Origin of the sequence: Periweissella fabalis (assembly GCF_012396505.1) — a bacterium.
In the GTDB taxonomy this organism is placed as follows: domain Bacteria; phylum Bacillota; class Bacilli; order Lactobacillales; family Lactobacillaceae; genus Periweissella; species Periweissella fabalis.
The window spans coordinates 1-19081 of sequence record NZ_JAAXPN010000011.1; the positions used below are offsets into that span (position 1 = coordinate 1).

17 protein-coding genes, 3 tRNA genes and 2 riboswitches are annotated in these 19081 nt (G+C 36.3%); of the genes, 5 read left to right on the forward strand and 15 right to left on the reverse strand.

The window, feature by feature from the left end; genetic code table 11:
* Positions 1-54: 54 nt before the first annotated feature.
* The 10 genes from HF964_RS08725 to HF964_RS08770 form a co-directional block, all read right to left on the reverse strand.
* Positions 55-126: transfer RNA gene (locus HF964_RS08725), tRNA-Gly, on the reverse strand.
* 5 nt (positions 127-131) lie between these two features.
* A tRNA-Thr gene (locus tag HF964_RS08730) sits at positions 132-204 on the reverse strand.
* 18 nt (positions 205-222) lie between these two features.
* Positions 223-304: transfer RNA gene (locus HF964_RS08735), tRNA-Leu, on the reverse strand.
* Positions 305-582: 278 nt separating this feature from the next.
* A complete protein-coding gene (serS, locus tag HF964_RS08740) occupies positions 583-1866 on the reverse strand; it encodes a serine--tRNA ligase (protein WP_168722670.1) in 1284 nt (427 codons plus the stop codon).
* 11 nt (positions 1867-1877) lie between these two features.
* Positions 1878-2516 (reverse strand): deoxynucleoside kinase, encoded by a 639-nt coding sequence (locus HF964_RS08745; protein ID WP_168722671.1) that lies wholly within the window; start codon positions 2514-2516, stop codon positions 1878-1880.
* Positions 2517-2842: 326 nt separating this feature from the next.
* Positions 2843-4315 (reverse strand): amino acid permease, encoded by a 1473-nt coding sequence (locus tag HF964_RS08750; RefSeq protein ID WP_168722672.1) that lies wholly within the window; start codon positions 4313-4315, stop codon positions 2843-2845.
* Positions 4316-4415: 100 nt separating this feature from the next.
* Positions 4416-4598: riboswitch (Lysine riboswitch) on the reverse strand.
* 201 nt (positions 4599-4799) lie between these two features.
* A complete protein-coding gene (locus tag HF964_RS08755; RefSeq protein WP_168722673.1) occupies positions 4800-6281 on the reverse strand; it encodes an amino acid permease in 1482 nt (493 codons plus the stop codon).
* 108 nt (positions 6282-6389) lie between these two features.
* Positions 6390-6571, reverse strand: a riboswitch (Lysine riboswitch).
* A 65-nt stretch (positions 6572-6636) separates the two neighbouring features.
* Complete coding sequence (locus HF964_RS08760; RefSeq protein ID WP_168722674.1) at positions 6637-7095, reverse strand: GNAT family N-acetyltransferase; 459 nt, start codon at positions 7093-7095, stop codon at positions 6637-6639.
* A 1-nt stretch (position 7096) separates the two neighbouring features.
* Positions 7097-8020, reverse strand: a complete 924-nt coding sequence (gene rihC / locus HF964_RS08765; RefSeq protein WP_168722675.1) for a ribonucleoside hydrolase RihC — start codon at positions 8018-8020, stop codon at positions 7097-7099.
* Between the two features lie 97 nt (positions 8021-8117).
* The gene (locus HF964_RS08770) at positions 8118-9416 is read right to left on the reverse strand and encodes a NupC/NupG family nucleoside CNT transporter (RefSeq protein WP_168722676.1); all 1299 of its coding nucleotides are present in this window, start codon (positions 9414-9416) and stop codon (positions 8118-8120) included.
* Positions 9417-9800: 384 nt separating this feature from the next.
* On the opposite strand from HF964_RS08770, the gene msrA reads away from it, so the two are divergent.
* Positions 9801-10328, forward strand: coding sequence for a peptide-methionine (S)-S-oxide reductase MsrA (msrA, locus tag HF964_RS08775; RefSeq protein WP_168722677.1), 528 nt, complete (start codon positions 9801-9803; stop codon positions 10326-10328).
* Between the two features lie 32 nt (positions 10329-10360).
* Here msrA and HF964_RS08780 read toward each other — a convergent pair whose 3' ends face one another.
* Positions 10361-10885, reverse strand: a complete 525-nt coding sequence (locus HF964_RS08780) for a DUF1836 domain-containing protein (RefSeq protein WP_168722678.1) — start codon at positions 10883-10885, stop codon at positions 10361-10363.
* 75 nt (positions 10886-10960) lie between these two features.
* On the reverse strand, positions 10961-12337 hold the full coding sequence (locus tag HF964_RS08785; protein ID WP_168722679.1) for a UDP-N-acetylmuramoyl-tripeptide--D-alanyl-D-alanine ligase: 1377 nt from the start codon (positions 12335-12337) through the stop codon (positions 10961-10963).
* 109 nt (positions 12338-12446) lie between these two features.
* Between HF964_RS08785 and HF964_RS08790 the strand changes: the two genes are divergently transcribed.
* Positions 12447-12920, forward strand: coding sequence for a low molecular weight protein-tyrosine-phosphatase (locus tag HF964_RS08790; RefSeq protein ID WP_168722680.1), 474 nt, complete (start codon positions 12447-12449; stop codon positions 12918-12920).
* A gap of 229 nt (positions 12921-13149) precedes the next feature.
* On the opposite strand, the gene nagE is transcribed toward HF964_RS08790, so the two are convergent.
* From nagE to HF964_RS08805, 3 genes are all read right to left on the reverse strand, one after another.
* A complete protein-coding gene (gene nagE / locus HF964_RS08795) occupies positions 13150-15156 on the reverse strand; it encodes an N-acetylglucosamine-specific PTS transporter subunit IIBC (RefSeq protein WP_168722681.1) in 2007 nt (668 codons plus the stop codon).
* 133 nt (positions 15157-15289) lie between these two features.
* Entirely contained in the window at positions 15290-15649 is a 360-nt protein-coding gene (locus HF964_RS08800; RefSeq protein ID WP_168722682.1) for a fluoride efflux transporter FluC, read from the reverse strand.
* On the reverse strand, positions 15642-16013 hold the full coding sequence (locus HF964_RS08805; RefSeq protein ID WP_168722683.1) for a fluoride efflux transporter FluC: 372 nt from the start codon (positions 16011-16013) through the stop codon (positions 15642-15644). Before HF964_RS08805 ends, HF964_RS08800 begins: the two co-directional genes overlap by 8 nt.
* 380 nt (positions 16014-16393) lie before the next feature.
* Here HF964_RS08805 and trpX point away from each other — a divergent pair, with 380 nt between their 5' ends.
* The 3 genes from trpX to HF964_RS08820 are packed head-to-tail and all read left to right on the forward strand — an operon-like array spanning position 16394 to position 19057.
* A complete protein-coding gene (gene trpX, locus HF964_RS08810) occupies positions 16394-17401 on the forward strand; it encodes a tryptophan ABC transporter substrate-binding protein (RefSeq protein ID WP_168722684.1) in 1008 nt (335 codons plus the stop codon).
* Positions 17398-18297: an ABC transporter permease gene (locus tag HF964_RS08815; RefSeq protein ID WP_168722685.1), complete on the forward strand. Its 900-nt coding sequence runs from the start codon at positions 17398-17400 to the stop codon at positions 18295-18297. Before trpX ends, HF964_RS08815 begins: the two co-directional genes overlap by 4 nt.
* The gene (locus HF964_RS08820) at positions 18290-19057 is read left to right on the forward strand and encodes an ABC transporter ATP-binding protein (protein WP_168722686.1); all 768 of its coding nucleotides are present in this window, start codon (positions 18290-18292) and stop codon (positions 19055-19057) included. Before HF964_RS08815 ends, HF964_RS08820 begins: the two co-directional genes overlap by 8 nt.
* The last annotated feature ends 24 nt before the right edge of the window (positions 19058-19081 follow it).

Sequence of the window (19081 nt, forward strand, 5' to 3'; positions counted from 1 at the left end):
TTCGTAGTCAGACACTCTATCCAATTGCGCTATAGGTGCATAATATTAAATTTAAGCGAAAGACGGGATTCGAACCCGCGACCCCCACCATGGCAAGGTGATGTTCTACCACTGAACTACTTTCGCACTAATGCCGACTAAAGGATTCGAACCTTCGACCCCATCATTACTAGTGATGTGCTCTGCCAACTGAGCTAAGTCGGCGTTTCTCAAAAAAAGAAATGCGGATGAAGGGATTCGAACCCCCACGCCATAAGACACTGGAACCTAAATCCAGCGCGTCTGCCAGTTCCGCCACATCCGCTTCATTTCGTATTTATCGAAACAACTATTTTATAATACCGCGTGGAAAACAAAAGGTCAACAAAAATTTTACTTTTTTTATCAAATACTACTAAAAAATTTGTTGTCGTCTGATATCTGATTTTATTTATTAAAGCAATCAAGCAAGTGGTAATGATAAATACTAATAAAAATCCCAGAAAAAATGAATTTTTCCTGGGATTTTTATGTATACTTCGAATATATCACAAAGCTTTTTTGTTGAATATTTTAGATTATACAGTATCTTTACTATATATTTTATAATTCGTCTTCTTTAACAATCTTATCCGCACCAAAGTATGGGCGAAGTGCTTCAGGGATTGTTACCGTACCATCTTCATTTTGGCAGTTTTCCAAAATTGCGGCAACGGTCCGACCAACCGCAAGACCTGATCCATTCAATGTGTGGACAAACTGTAATTTGCCATCAGCATCACGGTATTGAATGTGGGCCCGACGTGCTTGGAAGGCTTCCGTGTTTGAACATGATGAAATTTCACGGTACATGTTTTGCGCAGGCATCCAAACTTCCAAGTCATAAGTCTTAGCAGCTGAGAAGCCCATGTCACCAGTTGACAAGTTGATTACGTGATATGGCAAGCCTAAACGTTGCAAGATGTTTTCAGCATTTGTAACCATCTTTTCAAGTTCGTTGTATGAATCTTCTGGCTTAGCAAATTTAACCATTTCAACTTTGTTAAATTGGTGTAAACGAATCAAACCACGGGTATCGCGACCAGCTGAACCAGCTTCTTGACGGAATGATGGTGAAACAGCTGTAAAGTATACTGGTAACTTTTCGGCTGGAATTACTTCATCCCGGTAGTAGTTCGTCAATGGTACTTCGGCTGTAGGAATTAACGTCATATCGTTTTCAACTCCAACACGGTAAGCATCTTCTTCAAACTTAGGATATTGTCCCGTACCAAACATTGAGTCGTAGTTAACCATGTATGGTGTCAACATTTCTTTGTAGCCTTCTTTACGGTGTTCATCCAACATGAAGTTGTAAATAGCCCGTTCCAAACGTGCCCCTTGGCCAACGTAGTATAAGAAACGTGCGCCAGCAACTTTGGCACCACGTTCAAAATCAAGAATTCCTAAATCTTCACCAATTTCCCAGTGGTTTTTAGGTTCAAAATCAAATTCACGAATTTTTCCATCTGTGCGAATTTCAACATTCGCTTCTTCATCTGGACCAACTGGAATACTTTCATGCGGCATATTAGGTAAGTGTGAAGCAATTTTGAAAATAGCTGCTTCAACATTCTCAAGGTCAGCATCAATTTCCTTGATTTTTGCCCCAACAGCTTGCATCTCAGCAATTACAGCACTGGCATCCTGTTTATTACGTTTTGCAACGGCAATCTCTTCAGAAACCACATTACGTTTAGCCTTCAATTGCTCAGTTTCTTGAATTAAATCACGCCGTTTGGCATCTAAAGTCACCAATTCATCAATAACATTTCCTTCAACACCACGTGTCGCCAAACGTTCTTTAACGTACTCAGTTTCAGTACGAAATAACTTCATATCTAACATACAAAAATCTCCTATCTTAATCCCAATTGGGTTAGTTTATTATCAATTGCCGTGAGCACTTCTATTCGTGCCTGTTCTTCTGTAACAAAATCCAATCGATCGCCATCAATCATCATTTTAGGGGAACGATCATAAGCTTCAAACCAAGCATCATAACGACTTGTCAAAGTCCGATAGTATTCAAACAAACTCGGATCTTGTTCAACTTGTTCAAAATCACGGCCACGTAACTTAATTCTTTGCAACATTGTCTCAAATGATACACGAATATAAATTAGTAAACCAGGATCCTTTGATGCCACACCAGGTAAGTTTTCCATCATATTTTCAAGTAAGGCTTGATGAATTTCGACCTCAATATCAGTTGCTCGACCAAGATCTGCATTAAGCTTAAATAATAGTGCATCTTCAAATATCGAACGATCTAGGATATCCAAGGAATTACTTTGTGCTTGTTGAATATAACCTAAACGCTTATTCATAAAATAAACTTGCAACAGGAAACCGTATTTTTGAGGATCAGCATAAAACATCTTTAAAATTGTGTTATCATCAACCGTCTCATAAAAAGCTTGTGTTCCTAAATGTTGTGCTAACATTTTGGTTAATGTTGACTTTCCTGCCCCTATCGTTCCAGATAAAACTATCATTATCTTACTCCTTTATATCCTCAAACTTATCTCTATTACTATATCAAAAAATAGTGTCATTTGGTAAATATTCGTTGAACAAACTAAATAAAATCGACTTACTTTATGCTATCTTACTCAATTAAAAAGAATTACTTGTTTACCATTACTTAATTTACTATCATTTACAATAAAACTAGAGCAATAGGCCATTAAAAATCGGCCGATATTGGTAAATACAATAATAGGTCCCTTGAAGAAAATCTTCAGGGACCTATTGTCATATTTCGCATCTATCAGTTTCCGATATGTATTTTAAACTAAATTACTACTGAAAAAAGCTTATATTATGACTCGAAGCTCTCGCTTTTAGTTACCTTTGTTAAATCAACTTCAGTCAACGAAATAATATGTGTCTTATAACGCACCTTGTAATAGATAAATAAAATTAAAAATAACGGAATACTCATGTAAGTGATTAATATTTGTTGCCAATCAAATTTAATAAATGATGTTGGATTTTGACCAATAATAACCAAAATACAAACAATCAATGCTAATAAAGGTCCAAACGGAAACCACTTAGCTTTGTATTTAAGTTCGGTTAATGCATGTCCTTGGGCAACAAATGCTCGACGAAAGCGATAATGTGAAACGGCAATTCCAATCCACGCAATGAACCCTGTTAAGCCTGAACCAGCTACTAAGTAAGTATATGCATTAGGGCCTAAAACACTAGTTAAAAATGTTAATATAGCCACAATCGTTGTTCCAAGTAATGCTGTTAATGGAATTCCACGACGACTAACTCGATCGAATAATTTAGGCGCAAAGCCTTCACGTGACATCACGTATAACATTCGAGTTGAAGCGTACATCCCTGAATTAGCTGATGAAAGGACGGACGTTAAAATAATTGCATTCATTACCGAGGCAGCAGCAGCAAAACCAGCTTGCTTAAATACTAACGCAAATGGTGATATCGCTACATGGGCAGCATCTGAACGTAATAAGTTCGGATCTTTATAATTAATCAATTCTGCAATCACTAAAATTGATAAAATATAAAATAATAAAATCCGCCAAAAAACTTGTTTTATTGCCTTAGGAACAGATTCTTCAGGGGTTGCTGATTCACCAGCAGTAATACCAATTAATTCTGTTCCTTGAAAAGAATAACCTGCTACTACAAAAACTGCCAAAACAGCTGGCAAACCGCCAACAAAGCCACCATTATGATGATTGGCTGTTAAATTAGTAATAACATTGACGTGATTACCCATGATGCCAAAGATTGTTAATACCCCAATAACTAAGAAAACTAATACCGTTACAACTTTTATAATTGACATCCAAAATTCAGTCTCACCAAACGATTTAACCGATAAAATATTAACAATAAAGATTAACACAATTGCAATTGCCGACCAAATCCATTGTGGCCAATTAGGAAGCCAATAGCTCATAACAACACCAACCGTTGCCGCATCAACAGCCAATGTCACTGCCCAATTGAACCAATAATTCCAGCCCATTGCAAATCCAAATGCTGGATCAACAAACTTGGTGGCATATGTTGCAAATGAACCTGTTAGCGGCATATACGTTGCCATTTCGCCAAGTGACGTCATTAAAAAGAACACCATAATTCCTATCGCTGCGTAAGCTGCAATCGCCCCCATCGGACCAGCTTGAGATATTGCTGAACCTGACGCAACGAATAATCCCGTCCCAATACTTCCACCTAAAGCAATCATTGAAATATGCCTAGTTTGTAACTCACGTTTGATTCCACCTGAATTTGATTTACCTGTTGACATTTTCTTCTCCTATCCATTTGAAGCTCAACTATTTTAAATAAAAAAAGACCCTTAGCCTAATAAATACACATTAGCCAAAGGGTTCTGAAATTTAGATACCAATTGTCGCTAGCGCCTCGCAGCCGACATTTTTGCTACGAGAGTCTAATATCTATTAAATATTAGCCCAGCTAATTAAGTACGAAACCTTAACTAACTTCGGCAATCGCCCCTTTCAATCAAGCTACGGAATTTCGTTTCCTAACTTAATTTACTATTGTTGATTGCAACCTCTTCAAATAATTAAATTGTCAATAAGCTTTAATTATACCCGCCTTTATAATTTAGTTCAATAAACAAAAACTAAGCTAAATTACTAAAGCACATACTATACGTGAAATACCATAAACCCAAAATATGACAATAGGTTCCTTGAAGAAAATCTTCAAGGAACCTATTGTCATATTTCTCTATATCGCCTGACTTTTGTCATGACTCAATGTTACTAATTTGCTTCATAGCTTTCGCTTTTACTTGATTTATTTAAATCAACTTCTTTAAGCGGAATAACTTTTGTCCGATAGCGAAGCTTATAATAAAGATACAAAATAATAAATAACGGTACACTCATGTAAGTAATTAAAACTTGTTGCCAATCAAGAGCAATAAATGATTGGGGATTTTGGCCAATAATGACTAAAATACAAATAATTAGAGCCATTAATGGGCCAAACGGAAACCATTTAGCTTTATACTTCAATGAACTCAAGTCTTTACCTTGAGCAACAAATGCTCGGCGGAAACGATAATGTGATACTGCAATACCAATCCAAGCTATAAAGCCAGTTAAACCTGAAGCAGCTACTAAATAATTATATGCATTGGGGCCAATAATACTAGTTACAAATGTAAGTAAGCCAATTACTGTTGTACCAAGTAATGCAGCTACTGGAATTCCACGACGATTAGTCTTACCAAAAACTTTAGGTGCGAAGCCTTCGCGTGACATTACATATAACATTCGAGTTGAGGCATACATTCCTGAATTAGCTGACGATAATACTGACGTTAAAATAACAGCATTCATAACCGATGCAGCAGCAGCAAATCCAGCTTGCTTAAATACTAACGCAAATGGTGATACTGCGACATGGGCCGCATCCGAACGTAATAGATCAGGATTTTTGTAGTTGATCAACGCTGCAATTACAAAGATTGAAAGAATATAAAATAGCAAAATCCGCCAGAAAACTTGCTTAATAGCCTTAGGAACTGATTCTTCAGGAGTTGCTGATTCACCAGCAGTGATTCCGATTAATTCAGTTCCTTGGAATGAATATCCCGCTACGACAAAGACTGCTAAGATAGCAGGTAAGCCCCCAACAAAGCCACCATTGTGGTGATTGGCTGTTAAATTACCAATTACATCAACGTGATTACCCATGATACCAAAAATTGTTAATAAACCAATGACTAAAAATATCAAAACCGTTATAACTTTTATAATTGACATCCAAAATTCAGTTTCACCAAATGATTTAACCGATAAAATATTGATTACAAATATAAGTGCTAAAGCAATCGCTGACCAAATCCACTGTGGCATATTAGGTAACCAATAATTCATAACTACTCCAACTGTAGCAGCATCAACTGCTAAAGTTACTGCCCAGTTAAACCAGTAGTTCCAACCCATTGCAAAACCAAATGCTGGGTCAACAAATTTATTGGCATAAGTTGCAAAGGACCCAGTCAAAGGCATATATGTGGCCATTTCCCCTAATGAAGTCATTAAGAAAAATACCATAATCCCAATTGCAATATACGCTGTCAATGCACCTAATGGACCTGCTTGTGAAATTGCCGAACCAGATGCAACAAACAAGCCAGTCCCAATACATCCTCCTAAAGCAATCATTGAGATATGGCGCGTCTTAAGTTCACGCTTAATTCCACCACCAAATGATTCTGTATTATTTTGTGCCATGTTCTCTTCTCCTTTTTATTCGAAAAGCCTGTCTCGCGGTAATAAAAAAATCCTTTGCCTAATAAAAAACACATTAGCCAAAGGATTTGAATATATTTATTCTTACCGTTTGTCGATAGCGCCCCGCAGCCGACATTTTTCGCTGCGACAGTCCAACGCCTATTAAGCATTGGCCCAAAAAGTTAATCTACGGAAATTAACTAATTTCGGCAACCGTCCCTTTCATCTAATCTCCGAAGCCCGTCTTCTAAATTAGCCTACTGATGTTGGTTGCAACCTCTTTCAAATATTTACTTTTAATAGAACCTATTCTACATAATCCTCATACTAAAAGCAAGCCACATACCCAAATATTTTAGCATTGTAAAATAAATTTGTAGCTACTTTCATTTGGAAGATGTTTTTGCTGGATAAATCCATTTTTACGTAATACGGCAGCTGAGGCACTTTCTGGTTCAATAACTCGAGCCCACAAAGTTTGTATATGCAGCTTCTTAAAAGCAATCGCTATTGCTTGAGTAACCGCCTGCGTCATAAGGCCTTGATTCCAATATTCAGGTAATAATAAGTAGCCAATCTCTAAGCATTGACTTAAAGTATTATCGGCTTCAAAGGCTATACTACCAATAACCATTCCCTGGTAAATGATCAAATAGGTTAAATCACGTGTCAAAGCAGCTTGAAACATTACTTGGCCGGCAAAAATACCTTGTACTGGTAAAAATCCTGCCGCAGCCGCTAATTGAGTATCACTAATTAAAGGCCAATAGTCTTCAAAATCAGTTGGTTCTAACTTACGTAATTCAATTTCCATTCTAAAACTTATCCATTTCACTAACTTCTAATAACATAAATTCATTAAATGCCGCAGCATCAATATCTATCGCAACTTCAACATTAGTTTTACCACCATGGTAGGCACCACGTATATCTGCTACAGTGGTTCCAATCGCTGGTCCTTCTGTGACAACATCAATCCAATAAGGCTTAGTTTCAATTGCTTCGGGATGAAGTAAATAAAAAATCGTATTTACATCATGCATCGGTACTCCTTCTTCACCACCATCGTTGTAATGGGTGATTAGTGCTCGAAGCATCTTACCAGCCTCATTTAGCTCCGGTAGTTTAGCAAGAGTACTTGGCGTTATTAAAGCCTTTAAAGTAATATCCAGGCCAATCATTGTCACTGGAATCCCGGCATTATACATAATTTCAGCCGCATGTGGATCAGTAAAAACATTGAATTCAGCAGTACTAGTCATGTTGCCACGAGTAATCGAACCACCCATCGCAACAATCCGCTTAATTTTTGGTGTTACCTCTGGGTGAAGACGGAGTAGTAAAGCGATATTAGTGTATGCACCGGTTGGAATCAGTGTGATTGCTTCAGATGATGCCATCAAGACATCATACATTGCAGTTACTGCGTCCTTGTCAATTGGGGTTCCATATAAATCTCCAAAATCGTATCCAGGCATTCCTGATTCCCCATGTATTCTGGCCGCATCTTCAAATGGTTTCAATAAGGGTGTTGCCGCACCTATTGCCACTGGGACTGTTGCATCAAAAAAATGTACTAGTTTTAGAGCATTATTGGTTGTTTTGTCAACGGTTACATTGCCAGCGACTGTGGTAATTAATTGCACATCAATCTTTGGATTAGTTAGTGCAATTGCAAGTGCTGCTGCATCATCAATTCCTGGATCACAATCAATAATCACTTTAATTTGGTCTTCCATATGAAAATCCTCCAATTTACATGCAAAAACGGGACGCAGGACAAAATGCCTGCGTCCCGTTTAATAGAAACTGACTAATATATGGATATTATATATCTTACCAGCTAAAAATACCAATAAGACCTGCTGAAAGAAGTGAAACTAAAATACCTGAAAGAAGCATTAATGGCACACTCTTTGAGATAGCGTCATTACCTTCACGATTAATGATACCTTTGAAGGCACCAATAATCATACCAGTCGTTGAAAAGTTCGCAAATGACGTTAAGAACACTGTAAGTACAGCAACAAAGTGGCGTGAATAAAGACCAGTGCCTTGGTAGTTAGCTTTAACTGCCGCAGTTACGTCTTTAGTAACTTGGCCCATAACAACAAATTCATTAGTTACTAACTTAGTACCCATGAGACGTGCTAATTTAAATGCATCTTCAGGGTTGAAACCAAGTAAGTAAGCAAATGGGAACATAATAACACCTAAAATATTTTCAAGTGATAAGTTAGGGTTAATTAAACCAAGAATTTTATCAATCAAGAATGCCAATGCCACAAAGGCAATAACATTTGCTGCAATAATTAAGATCAAACGACCTGCACCTAAGATTGAATCACCAAGAAATGAAAAGAATGGTTCTTTTTTACCATCTTCCATGTCTTCAGATTCAACAACTGATGACCCACCAATTTTAGCAATTGTGTCTTCAGAAGCATCAATCTTAACTGGGTTAAGTAATGAAGTAATGATAATAGCATTTAAAACATTTAATGGTACCGCAGTAATAACATACATACCAGGCATCAAGCCAACATACGCACCTAGAATTGAAGCAGTGACACAACTCATTGACATCATAGCAATCGTAACATTACGCTGTGCTTTCATTGACTTCAATTGAAGTTGAGAAACCGCAAGCGCTTCAGTGTTACCAAGAAACATCATTTCGATTGCAAAGAATGATTCGAATTTTGGTTGACCGGTGATAACTGATAACCCTTTACCACCCCACTTAATGATGAATGGTAAAACACCAATGTAAGTCAAAATATCAAATAATGGCACGATCAAGAGAATTGGAAGTAAGGCTGCTGTAACAAAGTTCATATTGCTACCTTTAGCCAAAGATCCACCAATTTCAGTACCTAATGATGCTGAAACCCAGTTTGGCAATGCAAAAGCAATCCCTTTGTATGATGCGTTAACTAACCATTCAAATCCGTTAGCAGCGGCTTGCACAACATCACGCCCGATTGAGAAACTACTAAAGAACCAAGCAAGGAATAGGTTGATGACCAAAACGACTGCGATTGAGCGCCAATTAATAGCCTTCTTATCTTTAGAGAACAAGAACGCTACGCCCAAAAATACAAAAACACCAATAATGTTTATTGCTAAATACATGAGTGTATCCTTTCTGAAAACACGAAATTTATTATGAAATATTTATAATTGCACATCGACAAAAATCGAAAATTTGTACATTTTTTATAATACTAAAATGCGAAAGCTTCTGCAAGTTTTAATATTAAAACTGTAAAATTATCGTAAAAACACGAACTATATTTTTTTAGATTTTTCAAAAATTCGTTTATGAGCTGATATATTCTATCATTAACTATCATTTGTACAATTTTAATAATCCATTATTATTAACTACTCAAACCTAAAAGTATTACTTAAGCATTACAAACATGAATATTTCACTAATATCAACTACAAATCATTCCGGTTTTTCAAAAAATTGCTATAATTAAAGACATTCTTAAATAAATGCGAGGTACTAACATGAATATCCCAACTACTGATACCGCAATTTTCGCTGGTGGCTGTTTCTGGTGCATGGTACAACCATTTGATACCTTACCTGGAATTATTAGTGTCCGTTCAGGCTATACTGGCGGTCATGTTGCTAATCCTACCTATCAAGAAGTATGCAGTCATACAACTGGCCATACCGAAGCCGTTAAAATTGAATTTGACCCTGCCCTTATTAGCTATGAAAAATTAGTTGCTATCTATTGGCAAGTAACTGACCCTACTGATGCCGGTGGTCAATTCCAAGACCGCGGTGATAGTTATCGTCCTGTTATCTTCGTAAATAGTCCTGAACAACGAGCAACCGCTGAAGCATCTAAAGCAACTTTACAAGCTTCACCAATCTTTACTAAGCCAATTGTTACAACAATTGAAGATGCTAAGCCATTTTATGAAGCTGAAGAGTATCATCAAGACTTTTACAAAAAAGACCCCTTACGTTACGCCTTGGAACATGGTCCCCGCGATCAATTCCTTAATGAACATTGGAAACGCTAATAAAAAAGCATCCTTTACAGGATGCTTTTTTATTAGCCCTTCACTTTTTGAGGTACTTTTTGTGCTTGGGAGTAAAATAAAATTTTTTCAGCATTCAGTTTACTAACCATTGCTTCAATTGTTGTATCAATTAACGCTAGCTGCGGATTTTCATTTAATTCTTTAATTTGGGTTTGATTTGCATGTTGAAAACGTAGCATTACTTGTTCCACATAATAATCATATGCACGTTTAGGATACATCGAGATTGTAATTTGATTCATTCCCTGACGAATTTGATCAATCGCAAAAACTGATTTTAACATTGTTAATAAAATAATATCGGCAATTTGGGTGTTCCCATATTTCTTTTTTAACGGTGGAAAAATAACTTTTTTCTTAACGTAATTGTTAATCATAGTTGCTGTTACTGGACCAATCTCCAATGGTGCTAACACTTCATTTACATATTCTAACAATTGATCCATGTATAATTCAAATTTAGGTAATTCATCCCATTTAGGCAATTTAAGGCCCTTATTAGCAACTGTCCACTCAGAATATGACTGATATTTCATCTACTGTACCCCGTTTTATTTTTATTATACTACAGGTTAGCTAGACTATAAAACCAGATTATCCATTTACTAATATTATTGCATTAACAAGCTCAATACCTGTTCTAAATGAATTCCATGACTCCCCTTTAGTAAAATAACATCATCACTAGCAAGAGTTGCTTTTAAGTCATTGACTAATGGTTCTTTATCTAGGCTTGGATAATAATGTAATTGTGCCTGTGTATACTTATCAGCAAGAGCATCCTTTAGTGCTTCCATATCTTTTCCCATTAAGAATACTTCTTGAATTTCAGCGGGGTTCAATGAATCTGCTAAACTTGCATGTAAAGCTTTTGAATCATCCCCTAACTCCAACATATCACCTAAGACAACTACTCGTTTTCCGGTTGTCTTAGTATCTTTAAACGCTTTTACTACTTCTTTAACTGCCGTCGGATTTGAATTATAGACATCACTTAGAATTCGGACGTCATTATGATTTTTTAACCATTGCGTTCGGTTTGCAGTAAGAATAACATTACGCAATGCAACTTGTAAATTTTCGGGTGAAATTTTAAGTTCACTTCCAACTGCCAAAGCTGCTAAGGCATTGGCTACGTTATATTCACCTACAACCGGAATTGTAAATGTTAAATCTGGCCATTTATTAGTCTTAAAACTAGTTGCATAATCTCCTGTTTCGATTTCAGTTGCGTATAAATCATTATCATTCGTCAAACCAAATGTTTGCTTGGCCTGTTTGACATTAAGTGCACGCTCACGTAATAATGGTTCATCGCCATTATAAATAAATAGCCCAGCTTGATTTAATCCAGCTACAATTTCCATTTTGGCATCAGTAATTCTAGCACGTGTCTTAAAAAACTCAATATGAGCTTCACCAATCATGGTAATAACGGCCATATCTGGTTTAACAAGGTTACTTAAAAACTCTAGTTGGCCAAAACGATCCATCCCCATTTCAACGACTAGTAACTCAGTACTTTTTTCCATCCGTAAGATGGTAATTGGTACTCCAATTTCATTATTGAAGTTTTCCGGTGTTTTAATCGTATTATATTGCGTACTACCAATTGCTGCAATTAAATCCTTTGTGGTTGTCTTACCATTAGATCCTGTTATTGCAACAACTTTTGGCGACATTTTAGCCAAATAATCGCGGGCTAACTCTTGTAAGCCAATCAACGTGTCTTCAACTACTACAACTGGAAAGTCATTTGGTCGATTTGCTATATGATCATTTGCCCATAATGTTGCAACTGCTCCATTTTCACGAGCATTAGCCAAAAATTCATGGCCATCATTTTCAGCAACCAAAGGAATAAACAATGCCCCTGGCTTTAAATCACGACTGTCAAATGCGACTGATGTAATTTCAACGTCTGCGTATTCAGTAATATCATTTAGCGCGTTCACTGCTACCGCGACTTCCGCAAGTTTAATCTTCATTTAAAAGAACCATCCTCTTCATAATGTATATCGTCAATGAATCATTTTCATTGTACTTCTAACATCAATTTGCTACTTTTAATAATATCAAAGTTTTGAGGTAAAACATATGAAAAACATACTTTTTGTTTGTCTAGGTAATATCGCTCGGTCAACTATGGCTGAAGCGATGTTTCGCCAAATGGTCGCTAATAATAATCTAAGTCACCAAATTACAATTGATTCTGCTGGGACTTCTGATTGGGAGGTGGGTAAACACCCCCATCCTGGCACGCAAGCCGAACTAAAAAAACATCATATCCCATTTGATGGTATTATTGCTCGTCAAATTACACCGAGTGATTTTAAATGGGCAGATTACATTATTACTATGGATAACCAAAATGTGGCTAATTTAAACCGTCTTGCACCTGATGAAGAAAGTAAGCATAAAATTTATATGGCATACGACATCTTACCTGATAAGCAAGGTACCGAAATTGCCGATCCTTGGTATACTCAGAAATTTGACGTCACTTTTGCTGAACTTAGTGAAACTTTACCACACTGGCTAACTAGGATTAAAAATGATCTTAATGCCTAATTACCCAGGCCTAGAAATCTAATATATTCGTAACACAGAATGGACGTGACATAAGTCGAAAAGAGTTATGTCACGCCCATTCTCGAACAATCTCAAGGGCCAAATGAACTGATAGCTATTACTGCGGTAGCCGTATAAAGCAATAGAGGCGTACATGAACTCCATCGAGTTTCATGTACGCCTCTAAGCTTAGTAATTTATTTATCAATATAACAATTAAAGTTAAATTTTAATTCAACGTAGCAACTTGTTGACCACGTTGAACATCATTGCTTGTATTCAAAGTTGCTTGCCATTCAGGATGGTTAGTAACTACGACAATCACATCTGTTGCTTTGCGTGAGGCTGCAATTGCAATCAAATCCATATTGGCTAATGATTGACCAGCCGTAACTTGTTGCCCAACCGTAACTTGTACTTCAAATGGTAGACCATCTAATTCAACAGTATTAACACCCATATGAACCAAAACTTCTGTTCCGCTAGCTGTTTTAATTCCAATAGCATGTTGGGTTGGGAAGATTAAAGTAATTTCACCAGTAACCGGAGCAACAATTGTCCCTTCATTTGGAACAATCGCAAAACCATCACCTAACATCTTGCTAGCAAAAGTCTCATCAGGAACTTCAGCCAAAGATTTCAAGCTACCATTAGCGACAGCTACCATCTTAAATGGTAAATCACTTTCGTCATTTTTAGCAGCTGAAATAACTGTGGCTGCTTCATTTAGAGTATTTGCTACTGCTAATTCTCCATTTCTAATTTTATCAATATTATCAGCAACAAATTGAACTTCTGGCCCAATGACAATTTGCATTTGGTGTTCATTTAAGACATTAACTCCAGCAACACCATCAATGTGCTTAAGTGCATTGACATTAATAGCACTTGTATCTGTAAATTTATAGCGTAAGCGTGTAGTACAATGTGCTGTTTCCGTTAGACGTTCTTTAGCTATTTCACTAGAACCATCCCCTAATGTTAACCAAATTTTTTCAGCCAATTGCGTATATCGATCGGCATTACTAATTTTCTTAGGGGTAAAGTTAGTGATTACTTGTTGGTCTTCAGAATAGTTATCTTCCTCAGGATTACGACCTGGTGTCATTAAGTTAAATGTTCGAATCATAAAAGTAAATGAAAGATAGTATAATACCGCCATAAATAATCCCAAAACTAGTAGCATATATGGCTTATTAGCTAATGGCAAATGATAATCGAGAACAAAATCAACCAATCCCGCACTAAAAGCAAAACCGTTAGTCCAGTGAAAACTAGCAGCAATAAAAAGTGATAAACCAGTTAAAGCTGCATGAACAACGTACAATGGCCACGCAACAAACATAAATGAAAATTCAAGTGGCTCTGTTACTCCAGTAAAGAATGATGCAAAAGCACTCGCTAACATTAATGAGCCAACGCGCTTTTTTTGTGCTGGTCGAGCTTGATGGTAAATCGCCAATGCCCCAGCTGGTAAGCCAAACATCATAATCGGGAAGAAGCCAGCTTGGTAGCGACCAGTAATACCTTTAATTCCAGTTCCATGAAGGAAATTGAAGATATCATTAATATTAGCAACATTAAACCAAAAAACTGAATTCAAAGCATGGTGTAACCCTGTTGGGATTAATAGGCGATTAAAGAATCCATATAACCCAGCCCCAGCTGGACCCAAGTTAACAACTAATTTACCAAAATCAACTAATGCGGTAAAAATAGGTGGCCATACGACTAGCATCAGTAACGAAATAATTAACATTACCACCGCCGTCAAGATAGGCACCAAGCGCTTCCCAGAAAAGAAAGAAATTGCTTGAGGCAACTTAACTTCACTAAAGTTATCAAACATTGCTGCAGCAATTAAACCGGCAATGATTCCAATCAAAACGTTTCCTTGAATTGCACCAAAAGCCGGATTAATATGGCTAACTGGCTTATTAAGTAATAATGCCATATTAGCTGGTGATAGCACTTGTAATGGGATTGTTAAGGCAACAAAACCAGCTAACGCAGCTGCCCCATCATGTTTCTTTGACATCCCTAAAGCTAAACCAATTGCAAATAAATAAGGTAAAACTCCTAAAATTGCATTACCACCTGCAATCATAAACTGGGCTACAAACCCAACCTTTAATGATGCCAACCAGTTACCAACCCCTACTAAAATTGAAGCAGCAGGTAAAATCGCAATTGGCAACATTAAAGACCGTCCCATTTTCTGGAAGTACTCTTTCATGTTGTATTTCTCCTTCTCTATACCAATAGAAAATATAATACACCCTAAACTGATTAAATCAAGCTTTTTATTGTTCTATACCAATTTAAAAATATTGACGTTTAAGCCTACTAAGCCAAGTATGGATAATTTTTTATATTAAATTTTTGCCAATATATAAACCTACTAAACCAATAACTATACCCATTAAAATAGTCCAACCAGCATACCACCATGCAATTGTTTTATGATCTTGATTTAAACTAAGTAATTCACCCATAAATGTCGAAAAAGTTGTAAAGCCACCAATAATACCCGTGCCTAAAAATAATTTAAGTGCTGGATTGAATGGTAAAGGAGTCAATAAGCCTAACATAAATGCACCAGATAAATTAATAATCAATGTAGTGATTGGCAATGGTAATTTATTGACCCGCTTACCATAGCCCATCAATAAAAATCGTGTAACGCTCCCAAAAGAAGCCCCTAAACCTGCAATTAAGATATTAAGCATTACTACCTCCTACGCGCATCCCTAACTTAGCTGCAACTAACCCCCCACCAAAACTAACTAATAAATAGAATATTGCAATTATAATATGGCCATTTAGTAATAGTTGATTATTTTCTAGAATCAAAGTTGAATACGTGGTATAAGAACCTACTAAACCTGTTGTTATACCAGTTGCAATTGCCGGTGATAATGCCCAACGAGTGCTAATTTTATAGTTCAAAAAACTTAGCATAAAGGTTCCTGTTAAATTAATTATTAATGTTGCCCATGGGAACAGCTGACCATGTATACTTAACTCAATAGCCTCACGTAGTCCACCACCAATGAACCCTCCAAATAAAATGGCTATTATTTTTTGTTTCATTAATTTCTCCTTCAAAATAATATAATTTATTAATCTATTATAAATAAATATTTGACAAATAGTTAATAACTTGCTATATTTAACCACAACTTATAGACATTTCAAACGAGGAAGTTATTATGAAAACCGTTATTAACAATAATATTAATATTTGGTGGCGTCGGTAAATTCAAGTTGCATCATGGGTGTGACTTGATCAAACAGATCATTTCGCATCTGTGCCGACAACTTTTTCGTGCAACGAAGGTCAGCATAGGTAGCAATTATCAAGCTAAATATGCCGGCCTTTTTTATTTACTTTATTCTATAAACAAGTAGTGGATTAAGTGCTGGTATATTGCGCTTAATCCACTATTTTTTTGAAAGAAGGTCTTATATTTATGAAACGTCTATTTTTATCAATTGGTATTATATTAGCCATTTTAGTTGGTGCATTTTTTGGTGCTAGTCATAGCAATAACGAAGCAACCTCACAAAAAAAGATTCCCACAATTGGTATATTACAATTCTTAACTCACCCTGCTTTAGATGCTATCCATAGAGGAATGGTTGATGAGCTTGCCAAAGAAGGCTATGTTGACGGTAAAACGATTCATATCGATTTCCAAAATGCCCAAGGTAATCAAAGTAATTTAAAATCAATGGCTACTAAATTTGATAATGAAAATGCTGATCTTTCAGTAGGTATTGCAACTCCCGCAGCACAAGTCTTAGCTAATACCGTTAATGGCAAAGTTTTATTTGCACCTTCAACTAATCCGGTAGCAGCTGGATTAGTTACCAATCTTGAACATCCCGGAAATCATGTTACTGGTGTTTCAGATCAAGCACCTTTAAAAGAGCAACTAGCCTTAATAAAGAAATTTGTTCCACACTTACGTACTTTAGGCATTATCTACACCTCTTCAGACATTTCAGCTACAACTGAGGCTAAAGCTATGACTAAATTAGCTACTAAAGCTGGGCTAAAAACTAAGATTTATACAATCGCCCAATCAAATGATTTAGCCCAAGTTGCTCAAACAATGGCTCACAATCAAGATATTGATGCGGTCTTTGTCCCAACTGATAATACAATTGCTAGTTCAATGCCAGTATTACTTCAAGCAACTGATTCAGCTAAAATGCCCGTCTTTCCAACTGCAAGTACAATGGTTCAAGCCGGTGGTATTGCTGCGGTTTCAATTAACCAATATCAAATCGGGGTTACGACTGGTAAGATGATTGCCAAAATTTTGCATGGTCAAACAATTAATGATACGCCTGTAGAATTTATGAAAAAAGGTGAACTCGTCATCAATGTCAAAGCCGCTCAAAAATTAGGAATTCACATTCCCGCAGACTCGTTAAAACAAGCTGCAGCTATTAAAGGAGGTCTCATTAAATGAACATTTTAATATCAGCTATTGGTCAAGGCTTAATCTGGGCCGTTCTTGGTTTAGGATTATTCTTAACTTTTCGTATTTTAAATTTTGCAGATATGTCCGTCGAAGGAACATTTCCTTTAGGTGCTGCTACTGCTGTTGCATTAATTCATAATGGCGTAAATCCTTATTTAGCTATGCTTGCTGCTGCCGGAGCCGGGGCATTAGCAGGATTGGTAACTGGTTTGCTATACACTAAAGGCAAGATTCCAATTCTATTAGCTGGAATTTTAACCATGACTGCTATTTTTTCAATTAACTTAAGAATTCTAAACGGAGCTAATTTATCACTTTTAAATCAAAAAACAATTCTTAACAGCCACTTTATGCAACAACTACCACCTTTTTTCAATACAGTTTTTGTAGGTATGTTAACTTTAGCCGTTATTATTGGAAGCTTAATTTATTTGTTACAAACTAACTTTGGCCAAGCGTTTATTGCGACTGGTGATAACCCAACAATGGCACAATCTTTTGGTATCAATTCTGATTCCATGACCATTTTTGGCTTAATGCTTTCAAATGCCTTAATTGCCTTTGGTGGTGCTTTAGTTGCTCAAAATAATGGCTATGCAGATGTTAATATGGGGATTGGTATTATTGTTATTGCTTTAGCTTCCATTATCATTGGCGAAGTTGCTTTTGGTGATCTATCACTCAATCTACGTTTAGTTGCAATTGCAGTTGGTTCAATTTTCTATCGTTTTGTTTTACTCCTTGTCTTACAATTAGGATTTAATCCCAATGATTTAAATTTACTCTCAGCAATTGTACTTGCATTAGCATTATTAACTCCTAAATTACAAAATATTTTTAAAATAAAGAAAATTATCAAAGGATCGGTGACTCCTCATGAATAAACCTTTATTCACCTTAAAAAAGGTTTCAACCACCGTTCAAAATAGTGTTGGACTCCATATCAATATTTTAAAGAATCTCAATTTAACTATTAATGAAGGTGATTTTATTACTGTCCTCGGTTCCAACGGGGCTGGTAAATCAACTTTATTTAATGTTATTGCTGGTGGTATTCCTGCAACTAGCGGTTCAATTATGCTTGAAAATCGCAATATTACTAATGAAAGTGCCCTCAAGCGTACAAAATATATCAGTCGTGTCTTTCAAGACCCTAAATTAGGAACAGCCCCCCGAATGACCGTTGCGGAAAATTTATTATTAGCCTTAAACCGTAATAAAAGTTTTTCTCTAATGCCTCGACAGTTAAACAAACATATCGACACATTTACCAAGCTAACTAAACAAATGGGGAATGGTCTCGATCAACGATTACAAACAAGCGTTGGTAGCCTCTCCGGTGGGCAACGACAAGCACTTAGTTTTTTGATGGCTACTATTCAAAAGCCTAAACTTTTACTACTTGATGAACATACCGCTGCACTTGATCCAAAAACTAGTGCTCAGTTAATGAAGTTAACTGATGAAAAGGTTACTGCTAATGCTCAAACTGCCTTAATGATCACTCATAATCTTGAAGATGCATTGACATATGGGAATCGATTAATTGTTTTACACGCCGGTCAGATTACTTTAGATGTTACTGGTGTTGAAAAACAAAAATTAACTAAAGAGGATTTGTTAAACTATTTTGCTAGTTATTAAAATTATAAAAAAGCCTGCCAATCG

Excerpts from the sequence above, each read along its gene's own strand:
- HF964_RS08755 (WP_168722673.1), bottom strand. The coding sequence starts at position 6,281 with ATGGCACAAAATAATACAGAATCATTTGGTGGTGGAATTAAGCGTGAA.
- HF964_RS08820 (WP_168722686.1), top strand. The coding sequence starts at position 18,290 with ATGAATAAACCTTTATTCACCTTAAAAAAGGTTTCAACCACCGTTCAA.
- HF964_RS08770 (WP_168722676.1), bottom strand. The coding sequence starts at position 9,416 with ATGTATTTAGCAATAAACATTATTGGTGTTTTTGTATTTTTGGGCGTA.
- HF964_RS08785 (WP_168722679.1), bottom strand. The coding sequence starts at position 12,337 with ATGAAGATTAAACTTGCGGAAGTCGCGGTAGCAGTGAACGCGCTAAAT.
- HF964_RS08805 (WP_168722683.1), bottom strand. The coding sequence starts at position 16,013 with ATGAAACAAAAAATAATAGCCATTTTATTTGGAGGGTTCATTGGTGGT.
- trpX (WP_168722684.1), top strand. The coding sequence starts at position 16,394 with ATGAAACGTCTATTTTTATCAATTGGTATTATATTAGCCATTTTAGTT.
- serS (WP_168722670.1), bottom strand. The coding sequence starts at position 1,866 with ATGTTAGATATGAAGTTATTTCGTACTGAAACTGAGTACGTTAAAGAA.
- HF964_RS08800 (WP_168722682.1), bottom strand. The coding sequence starts at position 15,649 with ATGCTTAATATCTTAATTGCAGGTTTAGGGGCTTCTTTTGGGAGCGTT.
- HF964_RS08780 (WP_168722678.1), bottom strand. The coding sequence starts at position 10,885 with ATGAAATATCAGTCATATTCTGAGTGGACAGTTGCTAATAAGGGCCTT.
- HF964_RS08760 (WP_168722674.1), bottom strand. The coding sequence starts at position 7,095 with ATGGAAATTGAATTACGTAAGTTAGAACCAACTGATTTTGAAGACTAT.
- msrA (WP_168722677.1), top strand. The coding sequence starts at position 9,801 with ATGAATATCCCAACTACTGATACCGCAATTTTCGCTGGTGGCTGTTTC.
- HF964_RS08750 (WP_168722672.1), bottom strand. The coding sequence starts at position 4,315 with ATGTCAACAGGTAAATCAAATTCAGGTGGAATCAAACGTGAGTTACAA.
- rihC (WP_168722675.1), bottom strand. The coding sequence starts at position 8,020 with ATGGAAGACCAAATTAAAGTGATTATTGATTGTGATCCAGGAATTGAT.
- HF964_RS08815 (WP_168722685.1), top strand. The coding sequence starts at position 17,398 with ATGAACATTTTAATATCAGCTATTGGTCAAGGCTTAATCTGGGCCGTT.
- HF964_RS08745 (WP_168722671.1), bottom strand. The coding sequence starts at position 2,516 with ATGATAGTTTTATCTGGAACGATAGGGGCAGGAAAGTCAACATTAACC.
- HF964_RS08790 (WP_168722680.1), top strand. The coding sequence starts at position 12,447 with ATGAAAAACATACTTTTTGTTTGTCTAGGTAATATCGCTCGGTCAACT.
- nagE (WP_168722681.1), bottom strand. The coding sequence starts at position 15,156 with ATGAAAGAGTACTTCCAGAAAATGGGACGGTCTTTAATGTTGCCAATT.